The sequence below is a fragment of the Clostridium ljungdahlii genome, assembly GCF_001636845.1.
In the GTDB taxonomy this organism is placed as follows: domain Bacteria; phylum Bacillota; class Clostridia; order Clostridiales; family Clostridiaceae; genus Clostridium_B; species Clostridium_B ljungdahlii_A.
Map to the genome: position 1 here is coordinate 121,709 of NZ_LITT01000001.1, position 17,460 is coordinate 139,168.

General features: G+C 33.3%; 16 protein-coding genes and 1 pseudogene. All 17 read left to right on the forward strand.

The features are described from left to right. Positions 1-11: 11 nt before the first annotated feature. Positions 12-683 carry a response regulator transcription factor gene (locus WY13_RS00650; RefSeq protein ID WP_063553790.1) on the forward strand — a complete coding sequence of 224 codons (672 nt, stop codon included), beginning with the start codon at positions 12-14 and terminating at the stop codon, positions 681-683. Next, positions 680-1,699, forward strand: coding sequence for a sensor histidine kinase (locus WY13_RS00655; RefSeq protein WP_063553791.1), 1,020 nt, complete (start codon positions 680-682; stop codon positions 1,697-1,699). The genes WY13_RS00650 and WY13_RS00655 overlap by 4 nt, the downstream gene beginning before the upstream one ends. 121 nt (positions 1,700-1,820) lie before the next feature. Then, on the forward strand, positions 1,821-2,399 hold the full coding sequence (locus tag WY13_RS00660; protein ID WP_063553792.1) for a phosphatase PAP2 family protein: 579 nt from the start codon (positions 1,821-1,823) through the stop codon (positions 2,397-2,399). Positions 2,400-2,502: 103 nt separating this feature from the next. Beyond that, positions 2,503-3,033: a DedA family protein gene (locus WY13_RS00665; RefSeq protein ID WP_242866290.1), complete on the forward strand. Its 531-nt coding sequence runs from the start codon at positions 2,503-2,505 to the stop codon at positions 3,031-3,033. Positions 3,034-3,469: 436 nt separating this feature from the next. After that, positions 3,470-4,636, forward strand: a complete 1,167-nt coding sequence (locus WY13_RS00670) for an iron-containing alcohol dehydrogenase (RefSeq protein ID WP_063553794.1) — start codon at positions 3,470-3,472, stop codon at positions 4,634-4,636. A gap of 406 nt (positions 4,637-5,042) precedes the next feature. Continuing rightward, positions 5,043-5,657 carry a LysE/ArgO family amino acid transporter gene (locus WY13_RS00675; protein WP_063553795.1) on the forward strand — a complete coding sequence of 205 codons (615 nt, stop codon included), beginning with the start codon at positions 5,043-5,045 and terminating at the stop codon, positions 5,655-5,657. Between the two features lie 16 nt (positions 5,658-5,673). Further along, positions 5,674-7,134 carry a PLP-dependent aminotransferase family protein gene (locus WY13_RS00680; protein WP_063553796.1) on the forward strand — a complete coding sequence of 487 codons (1,461 nt, stop codon included), beginning with the start codon at positions 5,674-5,676 and terminating at the stop codon, positions 7,132-7,134. Positions 7,135-7,580: 446 nt separating this feature from the next. Beyond that, positions 7,581-8,663 carry a hypothetical protein gene (locus WY13_RS00685; protein ID WP_063553797.1) on the forward strand — a complete coding sequence of 361 codons (1,083 nt, stop codon included), beginning with the start codon at positions 7,581-7,583 and terminating at the stop codon, positions 8,661-8,663. A gap of 4 nt (positions 8,664-8,667) precedes the next feature. Beyond that, complete coding sequence (locus tag WY13_RS00690) at positions 8,668-8,931, forward strand: hypothetical protein (RefSeq protein WP_063553798.1); 264 nt, start codon at positions 8,668-8,670, stop codon at positions 8,929-8,931. Positions 8,932-9,113: 182 nt separating this feature from the next. After that, positions 9,114-10,204 (forward strand): annotated as a pseudogene (locus WY13_RS00695) (hypothetical protein). Between the two features lies 1 nt (position 10,205). Continuing rightward, positions 10,206-10,472, forward strand: a complete 267-nt coding sequence (locus tag WY13_RS00700; RefSeq protein ID WP_063553799.1) for a helix-turn-helix transcriptional regulator — start codon at positions 10,206-10,208, stop codon at positions 10,470-10,472. Positions 10,473-10,611: 139 nt separating this feature from the next. After that, positions 10,612-10,908, forward strand: coding sequence for a BMC domain-containing protein (locus tag WY13_RS00705; protein WP_013240575.1), 297 nt, complete (start codon positions 10,612-10,614; stop codon positions 10,906-10,908). Positions 10,909-10,947: 39 nt separating this feature from the next. Then, positions 10,948-11,250 (forward strand): BMC domain-containing protein, encoded by a 303-nt coding sequence (locus WY13_RS00710; protein WP_013240574.1) that lies wholly within the window; start codon positions 10,948-10,950, stop codon positions 11,248-11,250. Positions 11,251-11,337: 87 nt separating this feature from the next. Further along, positions 11,338-12,834: an aldehyde dehydrogenase family protein gene (locus WY13_RS00715; protein ID WP_063553800.1), complete on the forward strand. Its 1,497-nt coding sequence runs from the start codon at positions 11,338-11,340 to the stop codon at positions 12,832-12,834. Positions 12,835-12,920: 86 nt separating this feature from the next. After that, positions 12,921-15,470, forward strand: a complete 2,550-nt coding sequence (cutC, locus tag WY13_RS00720; protein ID WP_063553801.1) for a choline trimethylamine-lyase — start codon at positions 12,921-12,923, stop codon at positions 15,468-15,470. Positions 15,471-15,602: 132 nt separating this feature from the next. Continuing rightward, positions 15,603-16,553 carry a choline TMA-lyase-activating enzyme gene (cutD, locus tag WY13_RS00725; protein ID WP_063553802.1) on the forward strand — a complete coding sequence of 317 codons (951 nt, stop codon included), beginning with the start codon at positions 15,603-15,605 and terminating at the stop codon, positions 16,551-16,553. A 247-nt stretch (positions 16,554-16,800) separates the two neighbouring features. Next, on the forward strand, positions 16,801-17,460 hold a 660-nt coding region (locus tag WY13_RS00730; protein WP_063553803.1), incomplete at its 3' end, for a hypothetical protein.

Consider the following 17,460-nt stretch of genomic DNA (forward strand, 5'->3'; position numbering starts at 1 on the left):
TAAAGAAAATAATGAGAAAAATTATTATTATTGAAGATGATGAAGTTATAAGAGAAGAATTACAAAGCTTTTTAATAAAATATGGATACGAAGTGAAAGCTCCTGTAGATTTTAATAATATAATACAATATGTTGAAAATGAGAATGCAAACCTTATACTGCTAGACATAAATCTCCCACAGTTTGATGGCTATTATATATGTAGAGAAATACGTAAAACCTCAGATGTTCCCATCATAATAGTTACTAGCAGAGATAGTGACGCAGATGAATTAATTAGTATGAATTTAGGGGCAGACGATTTTATAACAAAACCTTATAATACAGAAATACTACTTGCAAGGATTACAAATATATTAAAAAGAACATATGGAAATTTAAAAACTAATAATATATTAAATTACAAAGACTTTAATTTAAATCTTTCAAATGCAACAGTTATTTATAAAGATAAATCCTTAGAGCTAACTAAAAATGAGGTTAAGATACTTTCTTATTTAATAAATAATAGAGGAAGTATAGTAAAAAGAGATTTACTTATGGAATACTTGTGGAAAGTAGATTATTTTGTAGATGACAGTGCCTTAACTGTTAATATTAACAGATTAAGAAAGAAGCTTGAAGAGATAGGTATAGAAAATCCAATAGAGACAAGAAGAGGGCTAGGGTATATAATGCCATGAGTATAGGTGAATTTATTAAAGATAAAATGGTAATAATATTATGCAATATGCTGATGTTTATAGTGTTATCAGTTATAATGCTTGCTATTAATGTTAACTTCATTATAATTGTATTGGTTTTTTGCATCTGGTTTTTACCATTAGTTTCATATATGACCTTAGAATTTGTAAAATATAAAAAGTATTATGATGAGATTGACAGCGTATTAGCAAAATTGGACAAGAAATATCTGCTTCCAGAGGTAATAAAGGAAGCAAGCTTTATAGAAGGAGAAAAGCTTAATTATATACTTAAAGTGGTAAGCAGAAATATGCATGAAAATGTGAAATATTATAAAGATATGCAGACAGATTATAGAGAATACATAGAGACCTGGGTACATGAAATTAAGACACCAATAGCTTCTACAAAGCTGATACTTGAAAATAATCAAAATGAAGTAACTAATAAAATAGATTTTCAGATGGATAGAATTGAGGCATTTGTAGAACAGGTACTTTATTATTCTCGAAGTAACAATGTAAGTAAAGACTATATTATAAAACAAATTAGCCTTGATAATGCAGTAAGAAATGCAGCCAAAAGAAATTATAGAGATTTTATTCATAAGAAAATAAAATTAGATATAAAAGATATAAATGAGATTGTATATACTGATGGAAAATGGGTTGAATTTATTATAAATCAGATAATAGGAAATTCTATAAAGTACTCAAGTAATAAGGAGCCGATGATAATTATATATTCAGCTAAGAAAGCTAATGTAGTAATGTTAACTATAGAAGATAATGGAATAGGTATAGTAGATAGAGATATAAATAGAGTTTTTGAAAAGGGGTTTACTGGTGAGAACGGAAGAAAGTTTAGCAAAAGTACAGGAATGGGTTTGTATCTGTGTAAAAAACTTTGTTCAAAATTGGGATTGAAAATTAGTATTAACTCTGAGATAAATAAAGGAACTAAGGTTACATTAATATTTCCTTTGTCAGATATGATTGATATATGCAGCACTTAAAATGTGATCTAAAATGCTGTGTTGAAAAATTAAAGAATCTTTTAATGTAGTTTTAATTTTAAATGATATAATATATGATGTAATAAAATTAATTACTACTTTGTAGGGGTGACAATTAAAAATGAACATGGAACTTTTTAGATTAATAAATAACTTAGCAAATAAAAATTTAATTTTGGATAAGATAATGATTTTCTTTTCTAAATATTCACCTTTCATATTTGCGGCAGTTCTTAGTGCGGTATTTATTTTAGGAATTGTAAAAAGGAATTCTAAATATCGAAAAGGTGCTGTTAATGCCTTATTTATTACTTCATTAAACTTAATTCTAAACTGTATTATTGGAGGTATTTATTATGTAGACAGACCTTTTGTTCATAATAAAGTAAATTTATTATTACCTCATGCAAGTAATGCATCATTTCCAAGTGACCATGCAGCAGGGACAATGAGTATAGCATTAGGCTTTAAAAATTATAATAAGCGACTTAGTCTAATATTAACCGTCTTATCGTTGATTGTAGGATTTTCAAGAGTATACGTAGGTAACCATTATCCTATGGATGTTATTGCAGCATATGTAATTGTCTCGATAACAAACTACATATACAATTTAATATTAAGAAGTAAAATTCAAAGTTTATATGAAGCAATAGAAAACAAGTTTGTAACACATTTTGCAGTATCAAGTCATTCTTAGCTTAAGATGTGGATGTTATTAGTGGTATCGATTGGATAAATTGATTTTGCTGAGAACTTTATAGTTATTAACAAAGATTAAGAGTTATACTTGTATATGTGAGGTGAAAATTTTGCAGTTTGTAATAGGATTATTTAATCATTATGGATATATTGTACTATTAATAGCGTTAATGCTGGAACTTATAGCATTTCCTCTACCTGGAGAAGCACTTATGACCTATTGTGGATATGTTATTTATAAGGGGAAAATGAGTTTAATTATAAGTATATTAATTGCTTCACTTGGAGTAAGTATAGGTATAACTCTATCTTATTTTATTGGAAGAATATTAGGATCAGCTTTTTTCGAAAAACATGGACATTATATTCACATGAATAAAAATAAATTTGACAGGGTATCTCTATGGCTTCGAAAATATGGTAATAAACTGCTGATTATAGCGTACTTTATTCCAGGGGTAAGGCATGTTACGGGATATGTTTCAGGAATTGCACATATATCATATAAAAAATTTTCAGTTAACGCATATATAGGAGCTCTTATATGGACCACTACGTTTATTTCATTGGGAAGTGTCCTTGGAGTTAACTGGGTAAAGCATCATCACCTGTTAGAAGGTATTTATTTATAAAAAATTTACAGAACAGTGCTTAAAATAAAACAAGAAAAAATTGAATTATCAGTTGTCTATTAATAGTGTACAAAAAGAGTACACTTAATAGATGAGATAAAAATGAATAAAATATAATATTATAAAAATTTTAATGTAATACAAAGGAATATAAGGACGTTATCCAGATAATAACATTACAGAATTGTCTGAAGATTGTGTTCTTTATTTGATCAAAATACTGTTCTTTTTTTGAACAGGGGTACTAGTATTATTAAAGATAAGCATAAAGTTGGAAAAACTATAAAAGTATCTCAAAACCTTAACTGGTATGGCTTTGGGTACAATATCTAATAATATAGAAAATTCCAAAAGTAAGTAAGTTGATTGGTACGAATTTTGCTAATGAAATATATGGGAATAAAAATATATGGAAATAAAATTAGGGGGAATAATAATGGAGAGATTTACGTTGCCAAGAGACATTTACTTTGGAGAAGATGCTTTGGGTGCTTTGAAAACGTTAAAGGGTAAGAAAGCTGTAGTAGTTGTTGGAGGAGGATCCATGAAGAGATTCGGCTTCCTTGACAAGGTAGAAGAATACTTAAAAGAAGCAAATATAGAAGTTAAACTAATAGAAGGTGTTGAACCAGATCCATCTGTGGAAACTGTTATGAAAGGTGCTCAAATAATGACAGAATTTGGACCAGATTGGATAGTTGCTATTGGAGGAGGCTCACCAATAGATGCTGCAAAAGCTATGTGGTTGTTTTATGAGTATCCAGATTTTACTTTCAAACAAGCAATTGTTCCATTTGGATTACCAGAGTTAAGACAAAAAGCTAAATTTGTAGCTATAGCTTCTACTAGTGGAACAGCTACTGAAGTTACTTCATTTTCAGTAATAACTGATTATAAAGCTAAAATAAAGTATCCTTTAGCTGACTTCAATTTGACACCGGATATGGCTATAGTTGATCCAGCATTAGCTCAGACAATGCCGCCTAAATTAACTGCACATACTGGTATGGATGCATTGACTCATGCGCTAGAAGCTTATGTAGCATCAGCTAGATCAGATATTTCAGATCCACTTGCAATACATTCTATAATTATGACAAGAGATAACTTACTTAAATCCTATAAGGGTGATAAAGAGGCTAGAAATAAGATGCATATATCACAATGTCTAGCAGGTATGGCATTTTCTAATGCACTTCTTGGTATAACCCATAGTTTAGCACATAAAACAGGAGCTGTATGGCACATACCACATGGATGCGCTAATGCAATATATCTTCCATATGTTTTAGATTTTAATAAAAAAGCTTGTGGAGATAGGTATGCTAATGTAGCTAAAATATTAGGACTTAAAGGAACTACTGAAGATGAATTGGTAGATTCTCTAGTTAAAATGGTACAAGATATGAATAAGGAATTGAATATACCTTTGACCTTAAAAGATTATGGCATAAGTAAAGATGATTTTAATTCAAATGTTGATTTTATAGCAAAGAATGCTCTCTTAGATGCATGTACAGGGGCTAATCCAAGGCCTATAGATTTTGATCAGATGAAAAAGATACTTCAATGTATATATGATGGAAAAAAGGTAACTTTTTAGTATAACCCAATATAACCCTAATATAAACTTAATATAATTTGATGAAGCGCCAGTTATTAATCCAATTGATAACTGGTGCTTTAATATTATTGTAAAAATTCCACCTAGTCCAATAAATATTATGATAACCAAAGTTATTCTTTGTGAAAATCCCTACAATGATTCTGGAGCAATAGATTCTGCAAAGAAACCAATATACTGAAATGAGTTGAATATACCATATAAAAGTTTTATTTTTAACAAGAATCTTAAAATTTTCTTTGCTGGAAGAAAATAAAATCTTTCGGTTGGTATAAATTTTAGATTTTGGTTGAAGACATTGGCACTTTAATAAATATAATTAATTTTATAGAGTTTTTATTTTTTGCTTGGAAATTCTATAATATGAATTTTTAGAGGTGGAAAAATGATTAGATATTTTTTACAAGGATTTTTACTTGGAATTTCTTATGTGGCTCCAATTGGTATGCAGAACCTATATGTAATTAATTCAGCTATAACTGCCAGTAAAAAGGCAGAGGCATATAGAACAGCTTTTATAACTATATTTTTCGATATTTCTCTTGCAATAACCTGCTTTTGGGGTGTAGGAACTATAATTCAAAAATCAAAAGTTTTGAGATCAGTTGTATTAGTGGCTGGATGTATCGTTGTTATATATATTGGAGTAAGCCTTATAAGAAGTAAGCTGAATACTGATAAAAAAATAGATAGGGAAAAAAATTTAGTTAAAGTAATTATATCTTGTTTTGTTGTGACTTGGATGAATCCGCAGGCTATTATTGATGGCTCACTTCTCCTTGGAGGATTTAGGGCATCTCTTTCTTATGAAACCTCCTGGTACTTTATAATGGGATCTTGCATGGCATCAGTTTTTTGGTTTACTTCTCTTGCAGCTATTATGTCGATTTTTAAGCACAGTTTTAATGAAAAATCAATTAAGGTAATCAATAGGATATGTGGTATAATAATAATTTATTATGGAATAAGACTTGGTTTTAATTTCATATTATCAAAGTAAAAGGATTTGAATGTGTATGTTAAGTATTGATTGGAAACCGGATAAAAAATCTTGTATTTCTATGTACAGGCAAATTGTAAATTATATAAAGGAGAAAATAGGAAATGGAGAGTGGACTATAGGAGAAAAGTTACCATCACAGAGAGAACTGGCAGAAAAATTTGAAGTAAATAGAAGTACTATTGTAGAAGCTTTAGATGAGTTAAAAGCCGATGGTTTAATTGAAGGAAAAAGTAAAAAAGGTACCAGAATTATAAATAATACCTGGTCCTTGATGGCTTCTATGCTGCCAGGTAGTTGGGAGCCTTATATAAAAAGTGGAATACACAAACCTAACCTCCATACAATTCAAATTATAAATAAGATGGAGTATAAGGATAATATAATAAGGCTTGGTACAGGTGAACTTTCTCCTGAATTATTTCCAAAAGATATGATGAAGAAGGTATTTAAAACTGTGTCTAATAACATAACTTCTTTAAATTATGAAATGGCTAAGGGTTCACTTAAATTGAGAAAGGTTATAAGTGAGTATTTAAAAAAATTCCATATAAATGTGTCACCAGACTCAATACTAATTGTTTCAGGTTCACTTCAAGCTCTTCAGTTGATTTCAATGAGCATACTAAAGCCTGGTTCCAAGATACTTGTGGAAAAACCATCATATATAAAATCACTTCATGTATTTGACTTTTCAGGAGTTAGTTTCAGTGGAATATCTATGGATGCAGATGGAATTAAGTTGAATGAAATTTTAAAGAATATAGATAGAAATACTTCTCTTCTATATACTATTCCAACATTCCATAATCCTACAGGGATATTAATGCCCCAGTATAGAAGAAACAAACTATTGGATTTATGTAATAAAGAGAGAATTCCAATTATTGAAGATGATGCCTATAGGGAATTATGGCTGGATGAAATGCCACCTTATCCAATAAAAGCAAAAGATGAAAATGGAATAGTACTTTATATGGGTACTACATCCAAATCAATGGCAGCAGGAATGAGAATAGGGTGGGTTGTTGCCCCAGAAACCGTTGTTGATCGACTTGGAGATGTTAAAATGCAAACGGATTATGGTGCAAGTTCCATTTCGCAGTATGTAACTGCAGAATGGATAGAAAGTGGATTTTATGAAATATATTTAAAAGAACTGAGAGAGAAACTTAAAATAAGGAGAAAAATTGCATTAAATGTTCTTGAAAAAAATTTTTTTGATATAGCTAGTTGGAACGTGCCAAAAGGAGGGTTTTATATATGGTTAAAGCTTAAAAATAAAGTAGATATGAAAAAACTTTTTTATAAATGTTGCAAAAAGGGAATATTAATAAATCCAGGATATATATATGATTTTATTAAAAATTATAATATAAGGATATCCTATTCTTATGCTTCTCTTTATGACCTGGAATTAGGACTTAAAAAGCTTTCACAAATAATCAGAAGCTTATCCGATCGCTGCCATTGCTAGCACCCCATAGCACACAGCGAAAGCGACTATCAAAGTGGGGTATAAGCACTGCTGTGCGCCTGGATATGTACTGCGAGTAGGTTACATAACATTTTGTATAATTTTTAACAATTCTAAAGGTGCTAGGTATAATCTTGTGTCGCATCGCAAAATACACCTCTTTATTCTAAATTATTTACAAAGTAAGACAATTTTTTTAATATTTTATTGAAAAGAATTAATACTATTAATACAATAAGGTAACGATAGTACAAAAAGATAAAAAAATAGACAGATATTGTCCAAATAATATATGTCGCTTTATGCCATGAAAAAATCCTCTATTCGTTTACAATAATTAATGTATTAATATATTAATATTACAAAAGCGTCTTAAATCTGAAATTCACATTAAGATGAGGCCTCTCATCAAATAACAATATAATAAAATAATTGGAGGTTTGTTTATGGAATTGTCAATGGATGCAGCTTTAGCCGCTGCTAAAAAAAAGGTAAAGTCAAGTTTTTTTAAAAAAGGTATTGCAATTGGTTTATTTTCAGGAATTTCATATGGACTATATTCAGCATTTTTGACATTAGCTACAACAAAGGGAGTTTGGAGTGACTGGTACGGTGCAAATACAGCAGGTTTAACAGCACTTACTATTGCATATGTGCTTGGTGCACTTAGTAGTGGAATAAATGATACTGCCAGTGCAGTTTGGGCATTAATTGCTGCAGCTGCTAGAGGTAAATTGGGTGATTTCTTTAGATGTCTCAATAGTAAACCAGGACGATTGATTATGGTAGCTGCTCTTATGGGAGGACCAGTTGCTACTACAGCTTATGTTGTAGCTCTAAAGATGGCAGGTTCACTTGCTGTTCCGATTTCTGCCCTTTGCCCAGCTATTGGTGCTATATTAGGAAGAGTTTTATACAAACAAGAATTAAATAAGCATATGATTGTAGGTATTCTTATCTGTGTTTGTGCAAGTGGTTTGATTGGTCTCCAAAGTGTTACTGGAAATGCACCTGCAGGAGCAGGCTTAGGTATGGTTATTGCTCTTATCGCTGCACTTGGTTGGGGCTTAGAAGGTTGTATAGCTGGTTATGGTTCATGTATGGTAGATTCAGAGATTGGTATTGCTATTCGTCAGACAACATCAGGTCTTTCAAATTTAATTATATTTATTCCTGTTATATCTATAATAGTAGGAAACAATGCAGGACTTGCATTTCACCTTACTGCTAAAGCATTTACAAGTGGCCCTGCTATGATTTGGCTTGCTATAAGTGGTCTTTGCGCTTATCTTTCATTTATGACTTGGTACAAAGGTAATAGTATGACTGGAACAGCTCTTGGTATGGCAACTAATGGAACATATTCATTTTTCGGACCATTCTTCTGCTGGATTATACTTGGCGTAATTTTCGGTATATCAGGTTGGTCAATGGCCCCTATAGTATGGTTCTCTGCTATATTAATGGCAGTTGGTATTTTAGTAATTGCTGTAAATCCAATAGACTTATTTAGAAAACAGGAGGATTAATTGTATGAAACCACTTAATTATGCTATTTTAAAACATTTTACAAAAGCTAAAGAAGCTTGTGCAGATGACGTTATTGAAGCTTTAAAAGGTGACTATGGTGATTTTAAAGGACTTAAAAAAGGTGCTGTAATTGAAGCTTTAATGACAGCTGAAGCTAATGGACTTCTTGAAGAAACAAGATCTATATTGGATAAGTCAGGTGATTTAGTTGTTTACTATCATGCAAATGAAGAAGGAGCAGCTACAATTAATAAATACATTGATTAAAGTCAATACTATTAGTGCAAGAAAATAGCTATAGTACAAGAACTCCAAAAAACTAGCAGATATTATGCATTAAAATATCGCATTTTGTACCATGAAAAAATGCTCTAATGAGTTAATATATCATTAGATTGCAAAAACGTTTTCATCAATCTAGTTTTTTAATATGAGGAGGAATTTTGTTTATGAGTGAAATGACAGGGGCGGTTAGTGCATCTGCAATTGCTGCTAAAAAAAGCTATCATCACAATTTTTTAAAAAAGGTATATCAATTGCTATATTTTCAGGTATTATGTATGGATTTTATTCAGCATTTTTGTCATTAGGTATGACCAAAGGAGTCTGGAGTGACTGGTACGGGGCTAATAAAGCAGGGTTATCCGCTTTTGTTATTACATACGTATTGGGTGCCCTTGGTAGTGCCGTAAATGATTCTTGTAGTGCTATCTGGGCAATGCTTTATGCAGGTATTAAAGGTAAGTTTGGAGACTTCTTGAGGTGTATTAATACAACTCCAGGTCGTGTAATGATTTTGGCAGCTCTTATAGGAGGACCAATTTCAAGTACAGCTTATGTTATCGGTCTTCAGATGGCTGGCTCAATAGTTATTCCTATTACAGCTCTTTGCCCAGCTATTGGTGCTATTTTAGGTAGAATATTATTCAAACAAGAGTTAAACAAACGTATGATGTTAGGTATAGTTATTTGTGTTACTGCTAGTTTCATGATTGGTAGTACAAGCATTACTGGAAGTGCTCCAAAGGGTGCTCTTTTAGGTATTGCTATTGCTTTCATAGCAGCCCTTGGTTGGGGATTTGAAGGTTGTGTAGCTGGTTATGGTACATCTATGATTGACTCTGAGATTGGTATTACTATCCGTCAAGCAACATCAGGTATTTCAAACTTAATTATATTAATACCTATTATGGGTATGCTTGCAGGTAGTGTTAAGCTCTCAACTGGTCTTGTATTTCAGGCATTTACGAGTGGATCTGCTATGGTTTGGTTTGCTATAAGTGGTCTTTGTGCATTTGTTTCATACATGAGTTGGTATAAGGGTAATAGTATGTGTGGTGCAGCTCTTGGTATGGCTTGTAATGGTACTTACTCATTCTGGGGACCATTCTGCTGCTGGATAGTACTTGGTGTAATCTTTGGCAAATCAGGTTGGTCAATACCTGCTATTGGTTGGATTGCTGCTGTACTTATGGTACTTGGTATCTTGGTAATTGCTATGAATCCAATGGATTTATTCAGAAAAAAGGAGGACAAATAGTATGAAACCACTTAATTATGCTATTTTAAAACACTTTACAACAGTTAAAGAAGCTTGTGCAGAAGATGTTATTGAAGCTTTAAAAGGTGACTACGGTAATTTTAGAGCACTTAATAAAGCTGCTGTAATCGAAGCTTTAATGACAGCTGAAGCTAATGGTCTCCTTGAAGAAACAAGATTTGATGAGGATGAATCAGGTAATTTGAGAGTTTATTATCACGCACATGAAGAAGGTGCAGCTACAATTAATAAATATATTAAAGACTAATAACTTGGATTCCATAAGTTCAAATTATTAGTTCAAATAATAAATAAACATTTTCAAGCAAAAGTAATTGAGTCAAAGTTACATTTAATTGAAAAAGATCCATACTGCGTAATTGCGTATAGAGGAGGAGGGTTATGAAATGAGGTATTATGGCGAAGAGGCATTAGGCCTTATTGAAACATTAGGGATGGTTCCTGCAATTGAAGCAGCAGACAAAATGCTGAAGGCTGCTGATGTTGAACTGATATCATATGAAAATATAGGTTCCACTCTTGTTACAATTATGGTAAAAGGTGATGTTGCTGCTGTTAGAGCATCTGTGGAAGCAGGAGCTGCTGCTGCTGCAGCAATAGGAAAATTGACAGCACACAATGTTATGCCAAGACCAATTAAAGGTGTTGGGGACATTGTTTCAGTACATGACATCGATGCATAAAAATATAGTAAAAAATATGATAAAGGAAAGGGAAAACAGATGAGCAAATATGTAGCTTTAGGTTTAGTAGAAACATTTGGTTTGGTTTTTGTTTTAGAGGCTGCAGATGCAATGTGTAAAGCTGCAGATGTTGAATTAATTGGCTATGAAAATGTAGCTTCCGGTTATATTTCTGTATTGGTTGCCGGAGATGTAGGAGCTTGCAAAGCAGCTGTAGAAGCTGGAGTAAAAGCTGTAAAAGATATGGGCACTGAAGTTTATAGTTCAGTTGTTATTGCAAGTCCACATCCAGATCTTCAGAAGATCACCAAACGTTATACAATTGAAAATTTACTTCCTTAATGTGTGGATGTTATTATGTCATCACATAAAATGAAAAAGTACAGAAGTAGAGTACTTAGCTAGTAAAAATGAAAGGGAGAGTTAGAAATGAATATTATTGATAATGATTTGCTCTCCATCCAAGAATCCCGAATCCTTGTGGAAAATGCTTCACGAGCACAAAAGATGTTAGCAACTTTTCCACAAGAAAAGTTAGATGAGATTGTTGAACGTATGGCGGAAGAAATCGGAAAACATACTCGAGAGCTTGCTGTAATGTCACAGGATGAAACTGGTTATGGAAAATGGCAGGATAAATGCATTAAAAATAGATTTGCCTGTGAGTATTTGCCAGCTAAGCTTAGAGGAATGAGATGTGTAGGTATTATTAATGAAAATGGTCAGGATAAGACCATGGATGTAGGTGTACCTATGGGTGTAATTATTGCATTATGTCCTGCAACTAGTCCGGTTTCTACTACCATATATAAGGCATTGATTGCAATTAAGTCTGGTAATGCAATTATCTTTTCTCCACATCCTAGAGCAAAGGAGACAATTTGTAAGGCGCTTGACATCATGATCCGTGCAGCTGAAGGATATGGGCTTCCAGAAGGAGCTCTTGCATACTTACATACTGTAACACCTAGTGGAACAATCGAATTGATGAACCATAATGCGACTTCTTTGATTATGAATACAGGTGTTCCCGGGATGCTTAAAGCAGCATATAACTCTGGAAAACCTGTTATCTATGGAGGAACTGGTAATGGACCAGCATTTATTGAACGTACAGCTGACATCAAACAGGCGGTAAGAGATATTATTGCTAGTAAGACCTTTGATAACGGAATAGTACCATCAGCTGAACAATCTATTGTTGTAGATAGCTGTGTTGCATCTGATGTTAAACGTGAGTTGCAAAATAATGGTGCATATTTCATGACAGAGGAGGAAGCACAAAAACTGGGTTCTCTCTTTTTCCGTTCTGATGGCAGTATGGATTCAGAAATGGTTGGCAAATCCGCACAAAGATTGGCTAAGAAAGCAGGTTTCAGCATTCCCGAAAGTAGCACAGTGCTAATTTCAGAGCAGAAATATGTTTCACAAGATAATCCTTATTCCAAGGAGAAACTTTGTCCGGTACTAGCTTACTACATTGAAGATGATTGGATGCATGCATGTGAAAAGTGTATTGAGCTGCTGCTCAGTGAGAGACATGGTCACACTCTTGTTATACATTCAAAAGACGAAGATGTAATTCGCCAGTTTGCATTAAAAAAACCTGTAGGCAGGATACTCGTTAATACGCCTGCTTCCTTTGGTAGTATGGGTGCTACAAGTAATTTATTTCCTGCTTTAACTTTAGGCAGTGGATCGGCAGGTAAAGGTATTACCTCCGATAATGTTTCACCAATGAATCTTATTTACGTCCGCAAAGTCGGATACGGCGTACGGAATGTAGAAGAGATTATTAATACTAATGGATTGTTTACAGAAGAAAAAAGTGATTTGAGTGGTATGGCAAAGCAGCCAGACTATAATCCAGAGGATATACAAATGTTGCAGCATATTTTGAAAAAAGCTATGGAAAAAATTAAATAGCGAGATGTGTTGAAACATGGTAAACAATAAGTTAAAAGTAAAATATTTTAATCTAAAATAATTATGAAAGAAAAGAGGTAAGTGTTTTGGATATTCGTGAATTTTCAAATAAGTTTGCAGAAGCAACTAAAAATATGTCTGCAGAAGAACAAGCAGCTTTAATGAAGATATTCCAAGGAGTTTCCCAAGAAATTACAAAAGAAGATAATGGAGCACCTGCAGCTTGTGCAGAACCTTGCACTAACAATGGAGAAGTTCCAAATGGAATGACAGAACGTTTAAAAAGAATAAAGGAAAACTATTTAAAGCAAAAGCCTTCAATAACAACATATCGTGCTAAGGCTATTACAAAGATTGCTAAAGAAAATCCTGGTATGCCTAAGATTTTATTACGTGCTAAATGTTTCCGTTATTGCTGTGAAACTGCACCTTTAGTAATTCAAGATGATGAGCTAATTGTAGGAGCTCCTTGTGGTGCACCTCGTGCTGGAGCTTTTTCTCCTGATATAGCATGGAGATGGATGCAAGATGAAATAGATACTATTGGAACACGTCCTCAAGATCCATTTTATGTATCTGAAGAAGATAAAAAGGTTATGCGTGATGAACTTTTCCCTTTCTGGCAAGGTAAATCCGTTGATGAATACTGCGAAGACCAATACCGTGAAGCAGGTGTTTGGGAACTTTCAGGTGAATCATTTGTTTCAGATTGCTCTTACCATGCAACTAATGGTGGTGGTGATTCAAACCCTGGATATGATGTTATCTTAATGGAAAAAGGAATGGCAGATATTCAGCAGGAAGCAAAGGATCATTTGGCAAAATTAGATTATGAAAATCCTGAAGATATTGAAAAGATTTATTTCTATAAATCCGTTATTGATACTACTGAAGGAGTTATGATTTACGCTAAGCGTATGTCCGAATATGCTGCTGAATTAGCTGCAAAAGAGACAAACCCTAAACGTAAGGCAGAATTACAAAAGATTTCAGAAGTTAATGCTCACGTTCCTGCACATAAACCTCGTACTTACTGGGAAGCAATTCAATCAGTTTGGACTATTGAGTCATTGCTTGTAGTTGAAGAAAACCAAACTGGTATGTCCATCGGTCGTGTTGACCAATATATGTATCCGTTCTATAAGGCAGATATAGAATCAGGACGTATGAATAATTATGAAGCATTTGAATTATCTGGCTGTATGCTAATTAAAATGTCTGAAATGATGTGGGTTACAAGCGAAGGTGCTTCTAAGTTCTTTGCAGGTTACCAACCATTTGTAAATATGTGTGTTGGTGGTGTTACTCGTGATGGTCTTGATGCAACAAATGACTTGACTTATCTTTTGATGGATGCTGTTCGTCACGTTAAGATTTATCAGCCATCTTTAGCTTGCCGTATTCACAACAAATCACCTAAGAAGTACTTGAAGAAGATTGTTGATGTTGTTCGTGCTGGTATGGGATTCCCAGCTTGCCATTTTGATGATGCACATATTAAGATGATGCTTGCAAAAGGTGTTTCCATAGAAGATGCTAGGGATTATTGTATAATGGGTTGTGTTGAGCCTCAGAAAGCTGGACGTTTATATCAGTGGACTTCTACAGCTTATACTCAATGGCCTATATGTATAGAGTTAGTTCTAAATCATGGTGTTCCTTTATGGTATGGAAAACAGGTTTGCCCTGATATGGGAGATTTAAATAGATTTAAGACTTATGAAGAGTTTGATAATGCTGTTAAGGAAGAAATTAAATATATTACAAAATGGACTGACGTTGCTACAGTTATTTCTCAGCGTGTTCACAGAGATTTGGCTCCAAAGCCTTTGATGTCCATCATGTATGAAGGCTGTATGGAACACGGTAAAGATGTTTCTGCCGGTGGTGCTATGTACAATTTCGGACCTGGTGTTGTATGGACTGGATTGGCTACATATGCAGATTCCATGGCTGCTATCAAGAAGGTAGTATTTGATGACAAGAAATGTACTTTAGAGCAGTTAAATCAAGCATTGAAAGCTGATTTTGTTGGATATGAAGAACTTAGAAATGATTGCTTAAAAGCTCCTAAGTATGGTAATGATGATGATTATGCAGATTTAATTGCTGCAGATTTAATCAACTTTACAGAGATGGAACATCGTAAATATAAGACTTTGTACTCTGTTTTGAGTCATGGTACTTTATCTATCTCCAATAATACTCCATTTGGTCAGTTGACAGGTGCGTCTGCTAACGGACGTAAAGCTTGGACACCATTATCCGATGGTATCAGTCCAACTCAGGGTGCAGATTTTAAAGGACCTACTGCTATTATTAAATCTGTTTCCAAGATGTCTTGTGACAATATGAACATAGGTATGGTTCATAACTTTAAACTTATGGCAGGATTGCTTGAAACTCCAGAAGGAGAAGAAGGTATTATCACATTGTTACGTACTGCTTGCTTATTTGGTAATGGACAAATGCAGTTCAATTACTTGGATAACAAGACTTTGATTGAAGCACAGAAGCATCCAGAACAGTACAGAGATCTTATTGTTCGTGTAGCAGGTTACAGTGCATTCTTTGTTGAATTGTGTAAGGATGTTCAGGATGAAATTATTAGTAGAACTATGTTAACACATTTTTAAACATAGTATTCCATTGATTTTAAATTAATTTATCTGGTGTCTGTATCTTGCATACTGCAAGGTATGCAAGAGGACAGGCTCAGTTAAAATTCATCTGAACACCAAAATGAATCAAACAGGAGATTGGTTAGTATGAGTAATGCGAAGGCAGCAATGATTGAAAGAAAAGCAGTCATTTTTAATGTGCAAAAATATAATATGTATGATGGACCGGGAGTAAGGACACTGGTATTCTTTAAAGGATGCCCATTGCGCTGCAAGTGGTGTGCTAATCCTGAAGGACAATTACGAAAATATGAAGTTATGTTCAAAAAGAATTCATGCATTAATTGCGGTGCTTGTGTCTCTGTTTGTCCGGTTGGAATACATACAATGTCAAAAGGAATGGAACATGAGGTAGATCATAGTATTGATTGTTTAGGTTGCCGCAAGTGTGAGAATGCTTGTACCGAGTCTGCAATATCTATTATGGGACAAGAAAAAACTGTTTCTGAAATTATGGAAATTATAGAAGAGGACAGGCAGTTTTATGAAATTTCAGGTGGTGGTGTCACACTAGGTGGCGGCGAGGTATTGATGCAGTGGGAATTTGCAGCAAATTTGCTTATGGTATGTAAGCAGGAAGGAATCAATACAGCCATTGAAACTTGTGGTCATGCAAAATTAGAAGCAATACTTAAGGTTGCTGAGTTTACAGATTTGTTCCTTTTTGATATAAAGCATATTGATCCTGAACGACACTATCAACTGACAGGAGTGCATAATGAACAAATTTTGAAGAATTTGAAGGAACTTCTTAACCACAGGTATAATGTGAAGATTAGGATGCCCCTGTTAAAAGGCTTGAATGATAGCAAAGAAGAGTTCGATGGTGTAATTAACTTCTTGATGCCTTTCCGTGATTACAAAAACTTTAAAGGTATAGATCTGCTTCCTTATCATAAATTAGGCGTAAATAAATATACACAGCTGGGTATAGATTACCCGATAGAGGGAGATCCAAGCTTAAGCAGTGATGATTTGGATAGGATTGAAGGCTGGATTAAAGAATATGATTTCCCAGTTGCGGTTATTAAGCATTAATAAGCAGTTAATTAGTCAATATGTGTTAATGTGTAATTTTCCTGGTTTTATAAAGATTTATTGGATGACCTGTAATTGGTGTAATAAATAAAATTGATTTGATGACGGAACATTGAAGTTTATGTTTCCGACAGTTGAGGCGAATAAAAGTTTCAGAGCCTTATTATAAGATTAGTGTTCCTAGCGGATTAGCCGGCGGAGCCCTAAAAAATGTTTATTTTTAAAATAAAAGTAAAGGGGGGCCAAAATGAAATTTATTACCGAAATTGATTTGCGGGATTTATATAGAAAAGAACCTTTTACAGATTATGAATTACAACCGGGAACAAGACTTACGCCTGGAGCACGTCAATTTCTATCAGATAAAGGTATAAATATGTTTGACGATGGTCCTTACACAAAGAGAAGTACTGCAAATAAAAAACAGACTGTGGAGAAAAAGCAGACTGTAGAGAAAAAACAAGCTGTAGAGAAAAAGGAAACTGTGGAAAAGGTGCAGACTATAAATGAAAATCAAACACCTGTACAGCCCAAAAAGAAGAATAATTGGAAGAAGAAAAAACTTTACAGTAAGATGAAATCAACGGAGGCGTTGTTTCTTATTACGGAAGAAGAACTTTTGAATAAGGATATCCTTTGGGCACAGAATGTTATTAGTTTAGGTAAGCAATTCACTAAAATTAGAAATGCCATTCAGGGTAAAGGATCCGTTGAAAATCTTTGTATTAAGGAATGTACAGCAATAAATTTTAGCAATTATTCACTTGATTTAGATGATTGCTTTGAAATTACAGAATTTCATATGCAGCTTAAAAAGGGCAGAGATATCATAATTTTGCATAGACTGCGCTGTGCTCTTAGAGAAATTGAACCATTTATTTTAGAAGCATATGAAGATAGTGAAGAT

Coding starts and splice junctions, on each gene's coding strand:
- WY13_RS00650 (WP_063553790.1), top strand. CDS start 12: ATGAGAAAAATTATTATTATTGAAGATGATGAAGTTATAAGAGAAGAA.
- WY13_RS00655 (WP_063553791.1), top strand. CDS start 680: ATGAGTATAGGTGAATTTATTAAAGATAAAATGGTAATAATATTATGC.
- WY13_RS00660 (WP_063553792.1), top strand. CDS start 1,821: ATGAACATGGAACTTTTTAGATTAATAAATAACTTAGCAAATAAAAAT.
- WY13_RS00670 (WP_063553794.1), top strand. CDS start 3,470: ATGGAGAGATTTACGTTGCCAAGAGACATTTACTTTGGAGAAGATGCT.
- WY13_RS00675 (WP_063553795.1), top strand. CDS start 5,043: ATGATTAGATATTTTTTACAAGGATTTTTACTTGGAATTTCTTATGTG.
- WY13_RS00680 (WP_063553796.1), top strand. CDS start 5,674: ATGTTAAGTATTGATTGGAAACCGGATAAAAAATCTTGTATTTCTATG.
- WY13_RS00685 (WP_063553797.1), top strand. CDS start 7,581: ATGGAATTGTCAATGGATGCAGCTTTAGCCGCTGCTAAAAAAAAGGTA.
- WY13_RS00690 (WP_063553798.1), top strand. CDS start 8,668: ATGAAACCACTTAATTATGCTATTTTAAAACATTTTACAAAAGCTAAA.
- WY13_RS00700 (WP_063553799.1), top strand. CDS start 10,206: ATGAAACCACTTAATTATGCTATTTTAAAACACTTTACAACAGTTAAA.
- WY13_RS00705 (WP_013240575.1), top strand. CDS start 10,612: ATGAGGTATTATGGCGAAGAGGCATTAGGCCTTATTGAAACATTAGGG.
- WY13_RS00710 (WP_013240574.1), top strand. CDS start 10,948: ATGAGCAAATATGTAGCTTTAGGTTTAGTAGAAACATTTGGTTTGGTT.
- WY13_RS00715 (WP_063553800.1), top strand. CDS start 11,338: ATGAATATTATTGATAATGATTTGCTCTCCATCCAAGAATCCCGAATC.
- cutD (WP_063553802.1), top strand. CDS start 15,603: ATGAGTAATGCGAAGGCAGCAATGATTGAAAGAAAAGCAGTCATTTTT.